Source organism: Flavobacterium calami (genome assembly GCF_038290035.1).
Lineage (GTDB): Bacteria > Bacteroidota > Bacteroidia > Flavobacteriales > Flavobacteriaceae > Flavobacterium > Flavobacterium calami.
The window spans coordinates 210,717-225,344 of sequence record NZ_JBBYHS010000004.1 but is presented as its reverse complement, the minus strand read 5'-3'; the positions used below and the strand labels follow the sequence as shown (position 1 = coordinate 225,344).

Here is a 14,628-nt window from a genome sequence, read left to right as displayed (position 1 = left end):
ATAAATAAGTATTTAGCTTATTTTAATAAAATAAAAGATGAGTTTACAAGCACAAATCATGGACGAGATCAAAACTGCCATGAAAGCAAAAGATACAGTTGCATTAGAAGCATTAAGAGCAGTTAAATCTGAATTGTTATTAGCTTCAACAGCTTCAGGATCTAAGGAAGAATTATCAGAAGATGAAGAAATTAAATTACTTCAAAGATTAGTTAAGACTCGTAAAGAAAGCGCAAGAATCTTTACAGAGCAAAACCGTCCTGATTTGGCAGAACCAGAATTAGCACAGGTGGCTGTAATCGAGAAGTTTTTGCCAGCTCAGCTCAGCGAAGAAGAAGTGGAAGCTGTAATTGCAAAAATCATTTCAGAAACAGGAGCATCTGGAATAGCTTCAATGGGTAAAGTTATGGGATTAGCATCTGCTCAATTAGGCGGAACTGCTGAAGGAAAAACCATTTCTACAATTGTAAAAAAATTATTGTCATAAATATAATTTTAGATTTCAGTATTTAGATTTAGATTCGTGAGCAATCTAAAATATGTATACTGATAGCATACTGACCTCGTAGTTCAACTGGATAGAATATCAGATTTCGGCTCTGAGGGTTGGGGGTTCGAACCCCTCCGGGGTCACTAAATAAAAACCTATTTCATTATGAAATAGGTTTTTTTATGTTTAAAAATATCTTCTCGGAAGCTCGCCTATACTTTAAGAGCCTTCGTTTTGAGTTGGTTTTCTTCATGAAATTAAATTATAAATGCATAACAAGTTTTATAGAATTTAATTACTGTAAATTCTTTAAGTATTTGTTTTGCAATAAGTTAATATTGTAGTAATGAATTAATTTGTTATATTTAACAAGTTTAAATTTTGTCAGATTAAATTTTACAGTATAGCAGAACACTTTAAAAGCAAAGACGTTTAATCTTTGAATTATAATTTTATGAAAAAAATTCACGAAACTAAAACAAGTTTTGCCGATTTAGGAGATAGAAAAATAGCTTATAGATCTTACGGAAAAGGCAAGACTGTGATTCTTATAAACCGTTTTAGAGGAACTTTGGATACCTGGGATCCTTTATTTATCAAAATGATGGCAAAAAAATTTAATGTCATTACCTTCGATTATTCAGGAATAGGTTCGTCTACCGGTAATATGCCTTCTGAGATTACGCTTGTAGCTCAGGATGTAAAAGATCTTGCCAGTGCTTTGAAGCTGGATACAATTATTGTTTTAGGCTGGTCTTATGGAGGACTGGTAGCGCAGGCAGCTACATTGTTATATCCTAATTTGGTAACACATTCGATATTGGTAGGAACGAATCCACCAGGTAAAAATGAAGTTCCTTTTGAGCAGGTTTTTTTGGACTCAGCCTTAAAACCCGTGAATGATTTTGAAGACGAAGTGATTTTGTTTTTCGAACCAAAGTCGGCTTTTAGTATTGCAGCAGCAAAAGCTTCTCATGATCGGATTCACAAACATATAGATGTGTCGAAAATTCCATCAACAATGGAGACTTTCCAGATTTATTTTAAGGGAGGAGATGGCTTTAGAGAAGATATACTGAATTTTAGGGAGCAGATTAAAAAAACTAAAACACCAATTTTAATTATTTGTGGTGATCATGATGTAAGTTTTGCAGTAGAAAACTGGTATGCAGTTTTTAATCAAATGACCAATGCGCAGATGATCGTTTACGGAGGGACTGGTCATGCGCCACAGCATCAGTATCCCGAACTTACTTCAAAGTCTATTATTAACTTTGTAAAACATACGTATTAAATAACAGAAATTTTCTAAAAATTTCCTGCTATTTTTTAGAAAATATATTTTCAACAACCCAGGCCGGACCAATTAATAAAAACTGGAGATCTTTTAAGAAAGAAGGTTTTTTGCCCTCGATATTATGTCCGTAAAACTGGCCAATCCAGGCAATTATAAAAACACCAATCGAAAAAATCCATAGAGGGAAAAACTGCGAGATGTAATAATTTACAATCAGGCAAATTGCCGAAAAAAAAGCAATTTTAAAGGCCATGGTAATTGATAGCCGAATGTAAAAAAAGAGCACAAAAAGTAAAACTACCGCTGCCCAATTCTCAATTATTGGAGCATTAAGCTGAAATTTAGAGAAAATAAAATCAGACGGAATGCTCATCAATAATCCTACGATCGAAAAGTAAATTGCCGGAACACATATGTAATGTATGGCTTTGTTCTTTGGGTTTTGATGACTAACAGCGTATTCCTCAAACCATTGTTCTAAAGTTTTCATTTTTTTGCATTTAGGATTATATCAAATCTATTAAAAAAAATTGAGTCTTTGAATGAATTTTAATAGCCATTTTGGGTGATTCAAAAATTGTGAATATCTATTTTGAGAATAATAGATTTTATTTCTGGTAAAATCTATCTTTGGCTTCCTTTAAATAAAAACAGAGATGAGCACAATTTGGTACGAATGCAAGGTAAAATATAGAAAAACCGATGATATTGGATCGCAAAAAGTTACAACAGAGCCTTATTTGATAGATGCAATTTCTTATACAGAAGCAGAGAAGAGAATAAATGAGGAGATGGCTGCTTATGTGAGCGAAGAGTTTAAAATCACGAATATAAAAGTGGCAAATTTTGCCGAAATCCATCCGTTTGAAAATGCTGACCGCTGGTTCAAATCAAAGGTATCTTTAATAGCTTTTGATGAAGAAAGCGGTAAGGAACGCAAAACGAATATGTATTTGCTGGTTCAGGCGAATGATGTCAAAGAGGCTTATGACAACACTGTTGTCGCAATGAAAAATACGATGGGAGATTACACAATTCCAGCAATCTCAGAATCACCAATTATGGATGTTTTTCCTTATTTCAGTGGAGAAGAGGATGACTTGGAGAAAATGGAACGATTTAATACGCTGAAAAGTTCAAAATCAGAACTGGTTTCGGCAGGAGAAACAGCAGATGATTATATTGAAGCTGAACATGAATAATCGATTTTTTAAAATTTATAAAAAGAGGACTTAAACAGTTCTCTTTTTTTGTTTAAAAGGATTCGTTCATTAAAAAGAATATAAGTGCAGCGCTAAATAGTATAGTAATCCATATTCCAAGTAATAATTTTTTTGTCATTATGAGTAAATTTAGGGTTTAAAACAAAAAGAATAAATACTTGTTAATTAATTTGATGAAAAATAATTATTTTAACTATTAATATGTTTATTTTTCTACGTATTGCCTGAAACGAATAATTTCTTTAAATATAATTAAGTAAGATGCTGATTTTTCTATTCTTTTTAACGGGTCAATATTACAAATAAAATCGACAAACTGCAAAATAATCAGGTTAAATACTTTGGTTTTTATTATTCGAAAGATTTTACTGCAAAACGCTCAAATCTTCAGTGTTTTTAGGGGTTAAGGTTTTTTTTGAATTCAAGAGCGGATTAAAATTTTTAATAAAAGTCGTGCAGTTTTGATTTTTAGCTAATTAAAAAGAGCTACTATTCGTTATGGATGTTAAAAAAAAGCAGACAAAAAATATTTTTTTAATGTATACTTTTTCAAGAAGAGAATAAAAACAAAAAAGACACAAAACTTAGTAGTTTGTGTCTTTTGAATTACGTTTTTGATTACAATTGTTTCTGATTATACCCAAAAATATTGTCCCATAATTCATCAATTTGAATGAGAGCCTTGTCTAAAGGAATAACTTCCCATTTTCCATTTGTTTCAGTACTAAGGCCTATATTTTTTAATTTTAGCAAAGCATCATGAACATCAAAATCTAAACTGGTATTTAGTTTTACTTTAAACCACGATTCAATTTGATTGTCCAGCTCTTCAGGACTCAATGCTTTTTGACTTCGGCTTAAAAAACAATAAGCAAGAATTGTTTCTTTCAAAACTTCTTCTTCAGAAGAATTTAGCAGAGAATAAAATGCGCCACTATTGTTTCCCAGATTCTTAAAATACAAACTATCTGAAAGCATTTTAGAATATCTTATTTTTTTGTTTACAAAATTATTGTATTGGCGAAAACAATAAGCTGCCAAAATCCCTAGAGCAATTAATCCCTGATTTAATGAGGTTTTGCTGTTTAAAAAATCGATGGCTTCATCGGTTTTATAAGCTTCGTACATGTTGATTAGTGCAGGAATTACTTTGGCGCTTAGAAGAGAAATTCCACCAAAAATACCCGGAACCCAAAGCAACATTTTGTCTTTTAAAGACATTTTCGGAATTGCATTTGGAAAAATCGTTTCCAAATCGTTTTTAGGGACACGTTTAAAGATTTTTAAGCCAATAGAACCGGGATCAATAGGCAGTTTTCCTAATTTGACATTTTTCTCTTTAAGATACTCTGCTTCGCTATAATTTAGATAAATCATAACCCGGTCATAATATTCGATTTCTATCTCTTTTTTCCAGAAAAAATATTTAGTGATTTTTTCTTTTGCCTTGTGATGGCCCCGAACGTACAATTCATAATCTTTAAAGGCATTAAAATCAATAGAAAGGTTTAAGCCAATTAAATCAGATTCGGTAAAGGCTTTGTCTAAAGTTTCCTGATCGATACGAGTGTAATTTCCTAGTTTCAAAACAGTTTGCAATCCTTCTTTAAAAGCAGAAAAATCACTTTTGCCGATAAAACTTTCACGTTCTTTTTCACTTAAATCAGGATCAAACAAGGCGTAATTTTGTTTGAGATCCCGGTTCAGGTTAAAAGCCTGATAATGGTAATAATGCTCAATGATATCAAATAATTTTTTAAAATCATCAACTTTTTTAGCATCTTCTGCGAAATCGGAAAGCTGTTGTTCGAGTAAAAATTCCTTATTAAAAGGAATATAATGTTCTCGTGTCATAGTGAAATTTTGGGACTTTAATTTTAAAAACCTTTTGAGTAATGCAAAAATACCACCCCAAATTTGATTTTGAGTGGTGTTTGTATTAAAGTTTCTATAAAATATTGTAGAAGTTTTGTGATTCTGTTTTAAGTAATTTTTTTAATGAGTTTATTAAAAAAACACACTCTTAATTATGACTTAATAATTCTAAAACGTCCAGGATATTTTTGCCAAATACTTTTTTTATTACCATAATAGTCCATATACTCTTCACAGACAAAAACCGCATGTGCTTTTGACCATGCTACAACTCCACAGAATTCGCTTCCCGAAGAACGTTTTAATATCTGGATTTGCTTTCCTTTTTCGAATCCCAGATATTTATAAATTGTAGGGGTATGCACTTCACCATCTTCTAAATCGTCCAGTGCCTTTGTGAAAGTTTCATCTTTATCAATAATTTGTTTGTATTTTGCCATAACGGCATAGGTCAGAATTGCGTAGTTTTTTATTTTTTCACTCTCTTCAGTAGCTTTGATAAAAACGAAACCAGCAGAAAATTTAGCTTTATTTAGTTCATCTTGTGACAGGTTAAAAGAAGCATTGTTTTTTAAGGTTATTTTATAGGCGCTATCGTCTGTTTTTTCGCTGATAAAAAGATTGTCTAATCCATAAACATTTAAGGCGGCTTTAATAAAAGCGATCGAGGAACAGTTGGTACGTTCTCCCTGTTTGAAGCTTTCGAATATTTTGTCTGAACTCAACTGAGCGAAAGAATTTGAGTAAACAAAGATTGAAAATAAAAATGTTGAAATAGATCGCATTATAATTGTGTTTTGGAATTGTTACCCAAATGTTTTTATGGTATTTTATGGGTTATGCAAATCTATAAAAATCAGTTGTTACTTGTGTTTTACGGGCTCTTTTTTTTTAGGATGTGTAAATGATTAACAGGTTATTTATATTGTTACTCTTTTTTATGACAAAACCTTTTGAAATTTATTTTCAAAAGGTTTTGTAGTTTATATTTGTTGAAAGGTTTTAGTTTATTTTTTATTCCCAAACCCAGCAATAAGAGTTAAGGCAGCAATTAAGCTTCCATCTTTCGAAATTGTTCCATCAAAATCCCTCCCAAATGAAAAAGTCAGTTTTTGATTTTTAAGAATAGAATAATCGGCATTGAAAATCATTTTCCATGAAGGATCGATTGTATTTCCGTTAAGCACACTTCTGTAAATGGCCTCGATACTACAGCTAAATTTTGATTGTAATTTAGAATACGCAATTCTGCCTCCGGTATCTAATGTAGAAATGTCTTTTTGTGTGTTGAGATTATTATCGAGAGCCAAAATTTTATCAGGATTATATAAATATCGAATAAGTCCAAGAAAAGCGATTCCTTTTTTATTGGTATAACCAAAGTTGGTCCAGAATCCGGCATTATATACTTTACTGTTTTCGAAATTCCTATTCCTGAATTCACTGCTGATACCACCATTTACATCCCATGAAAAACCAATTCTTTGTGTCTGAAATGTTGAGGCGATGGAGTTTATTTCTACAAGTAATTCTTTTTCTTTATCCGATTTTTTAAAGTTTGTCAGCATATCGCTTAACTGAGCTTCTATTTTTTTATATTTATCACTCTGCCTGATTTTTTCTATTTCATCAGCTGTAGTGACTCCCTTAAATAAATCCTCTCTTTGTTTCAATAAAGCTTTATAGTTTTCGTCATTATTATTCAGCCAGTCTTCCATGGCCTGAATCGAAAGTTTATTGATTTTATCCTGTCTTACAATAATCGAATCAAGATTTGCTTTTGTAATAGAATCGTATTCACCACGAGCAATAGAAAACTTAAATCCTAAACCGCCATAAGTACTTTTGTAATTGAAAGAAGTATTAGTAGAATCTGGATTTGAAATGGCTAACGAAATAACAAATGTCTGTTTGAAAATACTTTTAAAATCTTTGTCCTGTAAACCTTTTGTAGTAAAATCAGTCGATCCTTTTGAAAATAAATAATACGGCGAAAGATCGATTCCGTAATTAGAAGGAAATGCGGTAAAAGAATTGCTTGCCGATTGTACAGAAACCATAAAAGAAGAAATGTCCGTAGGTTTATCAATATCTGTTGTTGCAATACCCAATAAATTGGATGCAGGAGATGACGGAGCCCTTAAAACATCAAGATCGATTCCTTTATCCTGTGAGTATGAATGAATAGAAAATAGAGCAAAGGCTGATAATAAGAATATCTTTTTCATATTATGAAGGATTAAAGAAACGAATTATACAACGATAGTTAACGGTATCGCCTTCCTTTTCAACATTGGCAAATAAAGGATATTCGAGAAACATAATTCCGCCGTTTAAGCGTATTCTTAATTCTGTATAATTGGTATCTCTCGAAGTGTCAGTAATGGTACAGGAAAGGATTAAAACTTTGCCTTTTAGGCTTCTATTATCTGTAATAATTGTTTGCGGGAGATTTCCATTGATCTTTTGAAGATCCAAAATGCCATCTATTTTGGCATCAAAAGTACTCGTTTGGCCCAGCCCGCCTGTTATCACTTCCAGCGAAACTTTTTTATTAGAATCGTTTACGAAGTATAACGTGTCAAGTGCGGTTCTTTCTTCATTCATAGTTTTGGGAGAGTTTGGTTTGATTAGTTGAATTTTCTATTAATTTGTTTTATATGGGCATTTTAAATGTTTTACAATAATCGATTCTGTAGCAAAATTAGCACTAATTCTCCAATCAAGAATAAGTAATTGTTATGGATTTTATTACAAAATAAAAAAGACAGGTGACTAAAGAATAAAAAAAACTCTCAACTGATTAAGTTGAGAGTTTTGACAAGTATATTGGGATGAAGATTACTTCAAAAAAACATCTAATAAAATCTGATATTTCCTTCCTACAGGAATCGTTTCACCATTAGACATAGTTAAAGTTTTGAAGGTAACTGAAGTAATTTTATTCACATTTACAATAAAAGAACGATGCACTTGTACAAAATTATTATTGTCAATTTCTGTAGAAATGTTAGAAAGCGAGCCGTAAATAATAATCGGTGATTTTGATTTGGAACAATAGAGTTTCATGTAGTTACCAAGACTTTCGATATAAATAATATCTTCGAGAGGGATGTCTGTCATTTGTCCGTTTATACGATAGGAGAATGTTTTTACGTTTGTATTGATTTCTTTTTTAAGGCTGTTTCCGGAAAAATAAGTTTTGGCTTTTTCTATGGCCTTGGCAAATTTTTCAGGCGAAATAGGTTTTAGAAGATAATCAATCGCATCATTCTGGTAAGCCGAAAGCGCAAAATCAGAATAAGCTGTCGTTACAATTGTAATCGGACGGTTGGGTTGCAATTCCATCAATTCGACACCCGAAATGACAGGCATATTGATATCGAGAAAAATAATATCGTACTCGTTTTCGTTAAGCATTTTTATGGCTTCCATGCCATTAAAAGCACTGCCGGAATGTTCCAGTTCGTCAAATTTTGAGATATGTGAAATCAATGCTTTGTGAGCCGGCGATTCGTCATCAATTATGAGACAGCGGTAGGTAGTTGCCATATACTTAGTTTTACAACAAACATATTTTTTTCTTTTTTACAGCTCAAATCGTGTTTTAATCCATAGACTTCCAAACGTCTTTTTAGATTTTCAATTCCAATTCCGGTTCCCGTAAGTCGTGATGATTCCAGATAACTGTTTTTTAAAGTAAAAGTCAAATTTCGACATTTTACTATTAAATCCAGTTTAATAAACGGTTTTTCGGTTTCAGCAGAGAATTTTACAGCATTTTCTACCAATGGTAAAAAGAACAATGGCGGAATTTCGATCTGGTCATAAATGCCCTCAATATTTTGAGTAACAGTCAGTCTTTCATTTCTGAAAGTATAATATTCAATATATTTTTTAATGAAAGTAATTTCTTCTTCGATTAAAACATAATCTTTTTTGGTGGCTTCAATCTGATAGCGAAGCATATCCGAAAGATTCAATATCCGGTCAGGAACTTTATCCGGTTCAGCCAATGCTTCTCCGTAAAGATTATTCATGGCGTTCAATAAAAAATGTGGATTCAGTTGTTGTTTTAAAAACGAAAGTTCCGACTTAAAATTCATGATGTCTTTGTCTGTCTGTGTAATTTTTTTGGTAATAAAGATGTGTACGAAATAGAAAAAAGTACCATTTATAATGAGTGACAATATTTGCAGGGTTCTTAAGTTTCCTAATCCGACTTCTGGGAAAAACCATGCCGTGAAATAATAAAAACCTGTCCAGTAAACTATAAGTAATGCAGAAAAAAGTCTGAACTTTTTGCGAAATAAAAAAGGTTTGATAATAAATAAATTAAAACAAGTGACCCAGACAATGCATGGAAAATAGCCAATGGCAATTTTACTGAGAATATAAGGCCAGTAATGACCATCAAGTTTTATTTCATCGTACACGCAAGCCAGAATAACCAGATAGACAAGCGTATTTACGATAAGGTTACGTAGAAAAAAGTTCTGATAAATTTTTGCGATTGTCATAACGGCAAAAATAATATAATAGTATAGTTTATAGCTGTTTGTGAAGGATAAATTATTCAAACGCCATTCGTATAAAACATACGCCACTGGTATAAAATTGTTATTAAAATCTGGACACCTAAGTTATTTTTGATTCGGATTTAATCATCATAAAAAAACAGTTTTTCAAGTTTATGAAATCAAAAATAATTTCGTTGATCGTTGTATTTACATCTTTACAAACAATAGCTCAGGAAAAAGAACCTGATATGAAAACGTTTGGTAAAGCTATAATTGATAAATTTCCAAGTACCAGAACTTTTGATATACAATATGAACAATTAGGACCGTCAAATTATAATTCGGAATTATTAGGAAATAGATTTGAACGAGGAAGAATTGAAAATCATAGTCGTTTTAAAGCCGCTTTTAATTTGCCTTTTTATGCGTCAAAATCCAAAAAGTTTGTTTTGACGACTTCATTGCGTTATAAATATGAAAGTTATGATTTTGGAGAAGTTTACAATTATAATACAGACCAGGTTTATACTCGGGAGAATCAGAATGCCCAATATTGGGCCGGAGCTGTAAGTGCAACTTATATGTCTTCGCTTTTTCATAAACCGGTTATTTATAATGCAACTGCAACCGTTGATGGAAACGAAGATGATTTTCAGCGTTTAAAAGGTTTTGTTTCGGTAGTTTTTGTGCTTAAAAGAACCCCTTCTACAACCATTACTGCCGGAGCTTTGGTATTATTAGATCCGTCATCGATAATTCCTCTGACACCGCTTTTTTCTATGAATCATAAGTTTAAAAATTCAAAGTGGGATATGGATTTTATTCTGCCACAGCGAATTTTGTTTAGAAGAGAATTGCTGGAAGACGGCAGGATTTCTTTTGGAACAGAATTAAATTCGGAAAACTTTTATCTCAATTTAGATGCAGCCAACTTAAAAGGTGTTTATGAACTTAATCAGTTAGAGCTAAAAACCGGAATCACCTATGAATATAGTTTTTCACCCAAAATAAATGCATTTGTAAAAGGTGGGGTTAATCATGTGTTGACCACCCGAATTACCGAAAAAGGGGAAAGGACGAATCGATATGTTTATAGCCAAAAAGAAGATACTCAGGGGTATTTTAGATTTGGAATCTCATATAATCTTTTCAATAAAAAACGCTAGTTCCCACATTAGAACTTAAATTAATGATTATGGTAGTTGAAGTTTTTAAAACAAATGTTCAGCAAGAAGCAGATAAAAATCATGTTATGAATTTTATTCAGACTCAGTTTCCTTCTTATAAAATCAATTTTGATTTAGAAGACTGCGATAAAATATTAAGGGTTGAAGGTGATGAACTTAGACCCGAAAATATTATAGAATATGTTAACCATCTGGGATACGTTTGTGTTCCGTTAGAATAAAAAATATGGTCAGTTTTATTTTTTCTTGTATAATGCTGTTGTTGGAACAGTTATAAGCAGAAAAGTTTCTTTTTTGCAGAGAAAGGTTCAGTCGATTTTATGCACATTATTTTTTCTAAATTTGTGCCTATGAAAAAAGCATTTCAACTCTTCGATTTTAGCCAAAAAGTCAACTACAAAAATGAAATTTTAGCAGGTTTAACGGTTGCTATGACTATGATTCCTGAATCGTTATCATTTGCTATTTTGGCTGGATTCCCGCCTTTAGTTGGTTTGTATGCGGCTTTCATTGCGGGATTAGTTACAGCTATTTTTGGAGGCAGACCCGGAATGATTTCGGGCGGAGCAGGAGCAACTGTGATTGTTTTAATCGCTTTGATGAAATCTCACGGAATAGAATATGTTTTTGCTGCCGTTGCGCTTGGCGGTGTTTTCCAGATCTGCATCGGACTTTTTAAACTCGGGAAGTTTATTCGATTGGTGCCGCAGCCTGTTATGTTTGGTTTTGTAAACGGATTGGCAGTGGTGATTTTTATGTCGCAGCTGGAACAGTTTAAAACTATTGTTAATGGTCAGGTTTCCTGGCTTCAGGGAACTCCTTTGTATATTATGTTGGGTTTGGTTGCTTTGACCATTGCGATTGTTTTAATTTTTCCGAAGATCACCAAAGCAGTTCCGGCTTCTTTAGTTGCCATTATGGTAGTTTTTGCGTTGGTAATTGTTTTTAATATCGAAACCAAAACGGTAGAAGACATTGCTTCTGTTCAGGGCGGATTTCCTCCGTTTCATGTTCCGGATATTCCATTTTCTTTTGAGACTTTAAAAATAATTTTCCCGTACTCTGTAATTGTGGCAGCAGTCGGTTTAACGGAAGGCTTGCTTACACTGAATTTGGTTGATGAAATTACCGGAACAAGAGGAAATAGTAACAGAGAATGTATAGCACAGGGAAGCTCAAACATTTTAAACGGTTTTTTCTACGGAATGGGAGGATGCCCGATGATTGCACAAACGTTAGTAAATCTTGGTGCAGGTTCAAGAGCCAGATTGTCCGGAATAATTGGTGCTTTGACTATTTTAATGATTATTCTTTTTGGAGCGCCGGTAATTGGAAAACTGCCAATGGCGGCTTTAGTGGGAGTAATGATGATGGTTGCCATTACTACTTTTGAATGGGCTAGTTTCAGGATTATTAACAAAATGCCTAAACACGATATTTTTGTTGGAATTTTGGTGGCAGTAATTACGATTTTGCTTCATAATCTTGCGTTAGCAGTTTTAATTGGAGTCGTTATATCGGCTTTGGTTTTTGCCTGGGAAAGTGCCAAAAGAATTCGTGCAAGACATTATATTGACGAAAGCGGAATAAAACATTACGAAATTTACGGCCCTTTATTTTTTGGTTCAGTTAGTGCTTTTTTAGAAAAATTTGATATTCAGAACGATCCAAATCATGTTATTATAGATTTTAAAGAAAGCCGTGTTTCTGATATGTCTGCAATTGAAGCTTTGAATAATCTGACCAAAAAATACAATCAGGAAAATAAAATTATAGAATTACAGCATTTAAGTTCAGATTGTAGACAACTGCTAAAAAATGCCGATGCAGTTATTAAGGTAGACGTAATTGAAGATCCGGGATACAAAGTTGTTTCTTAATTCGGATTATTGTCAAAAAAAGGCTGAGGTAATTGAGATCTATAAAAAAACGCCAGATAGAAATTTCTATCTGGCGTTTTAAGTTGTGAAAAAATTAAGAAACGATTACATCATTCCTGGCATTCCGCCGCCCATTGGCATTCCGCCTCCGGCATTTTCTTCTTTAATATCAATTAATGCACATTCTGTAGTTAAGATCATTCCAGAAACAGATGCAGCGTTTTCTAATGCAACACGAGTTACTTTTTTAGGATCGATAATTCCAGCTTTTAGCATGTCAACATACTCGTCAGTTTTTGCATTGTATCCAAAATCACCTGAACCTTCAGAAACTTTAGCCACAACAACAGAGCCTTCAAGACCAGCGTTTTCAACAATAGTTCTTAATGGAGCTTCAACAGCGCGAGAAACAATCTGGATTCCAGTTGCCTCGTCAGCGTTGTCTGCTTTTAAGCCTGCTAAAGCAAGTTTAGCTCTTAATAAAGCTACACCACCTCCGGCAACGATTCCTTCTTCTACAGCAGCGCGAGTTGCGTGTAAAGCGTCATCTACTCTGTCTTTTTTCTCTTTCATTTCAACCTCAGAAGCTGCACCAACATAAAGAACAGCAACACCACCAGCTAATTTAGCCAAACGCTCTTGTAATTTTTCTTTATCGTAATCAGATGTAGTAGTTTCCATCTGACCTTTAATTTGGTTTACTCTGTTTTTGATGATATCAGCTTCACCAGCACCGCTTACGATAGTTGTATTGTCTTTATCGATAGAAACTCTTTTTGCGTTCCCTAACATTTCGATAGTTGTATTTTCAAGGGTATAACCTCTTTCTTCAGAAATTACAGTTCCGCCAGTTAAGATTGCGATATCTTCTAACATTGCTTTTCTTCTGTCTCCAAAACCTGGAGCTTTTACAGCAGCAATTTTAAGAGCACCTCTTAATTTGTTTACAACTAAAGTAGAAAGAGCTTCTCCGTCAACATCTTCAGCGATAATCAATAATGGTTTTCCTGATTGCGCAACTGGCTCTAAAACCGGAAGTAATTCTTTTAAAGAAGATACTTTTTTGTCGTATAATAAAATGTAAGGAGAGTCTAATTCTACTTCCATTTTTTCCGGATTTGTTACAAAGTAAGGAGAAAGATATCCTCTGTCAAACTGCATTCCTTCAACAACGTCTACGAAAGTATCAGTTCCTTTAGCTTCTTCAACAGTAATAACACCTTCTTTTCCAACTTTAGCGAAAGCTGTAGCGATTAATTCACCAATTACTTCGTCATTGTTAGCAGAGATAGAAGCAATTTGTTGGATTTTGTCAGAATCACTTCCAACCACTTTAGCTTGTTTTGCTAAGTCTGCTACGATAGTTTCAACAGCTTTGTCGATACCGCGTTTCAAGTCCATTGGGTTTGCTCCGGCAGCAACGTTTTTCAAACCTTCTTTTACGATAGCCTGAGCTAAAACTGTAGCAGTTGTAGTTCCGTCTCCCGCTAAATCATTAGTTTTAGAAGCTACTTCTTTTACCATTTGCGCACCCATATTTTCTAATGCGTCTTTTAATTCGATTTCTTTTGCAACAGAAACACCATCTTTAGTAACAGTCGGTCCACCAAATGATTTTCCGATAATTACGTTACGACCTTTAGGTCCAAGAGTTACTTTTACAGCATTTGCTAATGCATCAACACCACGTTTTAATCCGTCACGTGCTTCAATATCAAATTTTATATCTTTTGCCATTTTAATTTTTGTTTAAAGTTTTATTTGTTTCAAGTTACTTTAGTCTTAATTTTAATCCTGAGTACTTAATAAATATTGGTTTTTAGATTATAGCAAGAATATCATCTTCGCGCATGATCAAATAATCAGTTCCTTCCAATTTTAATTCTGTTCCTGCATATTTTCCGTAAAGAACAGTGTCACCAACTTTTACTGTCATAGTATGATCTTTAGTTCCGTTTCCTACTGCAACTACAGTTCCTTTTTGAGGTTTCTCTTTAGCAGTATCCGGAATAAAAATACCTGAGGCAGTTTTGGTTTCAGCAGCAACAGGCTCAATAAGTACGCGATCTGAAAGCGGTTTAATGTTTAAGGCCATGATTTTATATTATTATAGTTAAACTTTATTTTAATGTTCAATTGGGTTTCAGAAATTGTGC

The 14,628-nt window shown here is 33.2% G+C and carries 15 protein-coding genes and 1 tRNA gene; 7 read left to right on the top strand and 9 right to left on the bottom strand.

Features of this window, described 5'->3' with window-relative positions; all coding sequences use genetic code 11:
* Nucleotides 1–37 precede the first annotated feature (37 nt).
* The 3 genes from AAEO57_RS05190 to AAEO57_RS05180 all read left to right on the top strand — a co-directional run bounded on the left by AAEO57_RS05190 (nt 38) and on the right by AAEO57_RS05180 (nt 1,784).
* Nucleotides 38–487 carry a GatB/YqeY domain-containing protein gene (locus AAEO57_RS05190; RefSeq protein WP_341690210.1) on the top strand — a complete coding sequence of 150 codons (450 nt, stop codon included), beginning with the start codon at nt 38–40 and terminating at the stop codon, nt 485–487.
* 72 nt (nt 488–559) lie between these two features.
* Nucleotides 560–633, top strand: a tRNA-Arg gene (locus AAEO57_RS05185).
* A 311-nt stretch (nt 634–944) separates the two neighbouring features.
* Nucleotides 945–1,784, top strand: a complete 840-nt coding sequence (locus AAEO57_RS05180) for an alpha/beta fold hydrolase (RefSeq protein WP_341690208.1) — start codon at nt 945–947, stop codon at nt 1,782–1,784.
* Between the two features lie 28 nt (nt 1,785–1,812).
* Here the strand turns inward: AAEO57_RS05180 and AAEO57_RS05175 are convergent, their stop codons facing one another.
* Nucleotides 1,813–2,277, bottom strand: a complete 465-nt coding sequence (locus AAEO57_RS05175) for an Mpo1 family 2-hydroxy fatty acid dioxygenase (protein WP_341690206.1) — start codon at nt 2,275–2,277, stop codon at nt 1,813–1,815.
* 166 nt (nt 2,278–2,443) lie between these two features.
* Here AAEO57_RS05175 and AAEO57_RS05170 point away from each other — a divergent pair, with 166 nt between their 5' ends.
* Complete coding sequence (locus AAEO57_RS05170) at nt 2,444–2,989, top strand: DUF4494 domain-containing protein (protein ID WP_341690204.1); 546 nt, start codon at nt 2,444–2,446, stop codon at nt 2,987–2,989.
* 639 nt (nt 2,990–3,628) lie between these two features.
* Here AAEO57_RS05170 and AAEO57_RS05165 read toward each other — a convergent pair.
* From AAEO57_RS05165 to AAEO57_RS05140, 6 genes are all read right to left on the bottom strand, one after another.
* Nucleotides 3,629–4,864, bottom strand: a complete 1,236-nt coding sequence (locus AAEO57_RS05165; RefSeq protein WP_341690202.1) for a DUF3754 domain-containing protein — start codon at nt 4,862–4,864, stop codon at nt 3,629–3,631.
* A gap of 173 nt (nt 4,865–5,037) precedes the next feature.
* Nucleotides 5,038–5,670: a hypothetical protein gene (locus tag AAEO57_RS05160; RefSeq protein WP_341690200.1), complete on the bottom strand. Its 633-nt coding sequence runs from the start codon at nt 5,668–5,670 to the stop codon at nt 5,038–5,040.
* Nucleotides 5,671–5,892: 222 nt separating this feature from the next.
* Nucleotides 5,893–7,113, bottom strand: coding sequence for a hypothetical protein (locus AAEO57_RS05155; RefSeq protein WP_341690198.1), 1,221 nt, complete (start codon nt 7,111–7,113; stop codon nt 5,893–5,895).
* A gap of 1 nt (nt 7,114) precedes the next feature.
* Nucleotides 7,115–7,492 (bottom strand): hypothetical protein, encoded by a 378-nt coding sequence (locus tag AAEO57_RS05150; protein WP_341690196.1) that lies wholly within the window; start codon nt 7,490–7,492, stop codon nt 7,115–7,117.
* Nucleotides 7,493–7,726: 234 nt separating this feature from the next.
* On the bottom strand, nt 7,727–8,437 hold the full coding sequence (locus AAEO57_RS05145; protein WP_341690194.1) for a LytR/AlgR family response regulator transcription factor: 711 nt from the start codon (nt 8,435–8,437) through the stop codon (nt 7,727–7,729).
* Nucleotides 8,410–9,405, bottom strand: a complete 996-nt coding sequence (locus AAEO57_RS05140; RefSeq protein ID WP_341690192.1) for a sensor histidine kinase — start codon at nt 9,403–9,405, stop codon at nt 8,410–8,412. The genes AAEO57_RS05145 and AAEO57_RS05140 overlap by 28 nt, the downstream gene beginning before the upstream one ends.
* 173 nt (nt 9,406–9,578) lie before the next feature.
* On the opposite strand from AAEO57_RS05140, the gene AAEO57_RS05135 reads away from it, so the two are divergent.
* The 3 genes from AAEO57_RS05135 (at nt 9,579) to AAEO57_RS05125 (ending at nt 12,472) form a co-directional block, all read left to right on the top strand.
* Complete coding sequence (locus tag AAEO57_RS05135) at nt 9,579–10,571, top strand: hypothetical protein (protein WP_341690190.1); 993 nt, start codon at nt 9,579–9,581, stop codon at nt 10,569–10,571.
* Nucleotides 10,572–10,600: 29 nt separating this feature from the next.
* Nucleotides 10,601–10,813 carry a hypothetical protein gene (locus AAEO57_RS05130; RefSeq protein ID WP_341690187.1) on the top strand — a complete coding sequence of 71 codons (213 nt, stop codon included), beginning with the start codon at nt 10,601–10,603 and terminating at the stop codon, nt 10,811–10,813.
* A gap of 129 nt (nt 10,814–10,942) precedes the next feature.
* A complete protein-coding gene (locus AAEO57_RS05125) occupies nt 10,943–12,472 on the top strand; it encodes a SulP family inorganic anion transporter (protein ID WP_341690185.1) in 1,530 nt (509 codons plus the stop codon).
* Between the two features lie 105 nt (nt 12,473–12,577).
* On the opposite strand, the gene groL is transcribed toward AAEO57_RS05125, so the two are convergent.
* Together groL and AAEO57_RS05115 are read right to left on the bottom strand one after the other, a co-directional pair.
* Nucleotides 12,578–14,209 (bottom strand): chaperonin GroEL, encoded by a 1,632-nt coding sequence (gene groL, locus AAEO57_RS05120; protein WP_341690183.1) that lies wholly within the window; start codon nt 14,207–14,209, stop codon nt 12,578–12,580.
* 82 nt (nt 14,210–14,291) lie between these two features.
* Nucleotides 14,292–14,567, bottom strand: coding sequence for a co-chaperone GroES (locus tag AAEO57_RS05115; RefSeq protein ID WP_008467105.1), 276 nt, complete (start codon nt 14,565–14,567; stop codon nt 14,292–14,294).
* Nucleotides 14,568–14,628 lie beyond the last annotated feature (61 nt).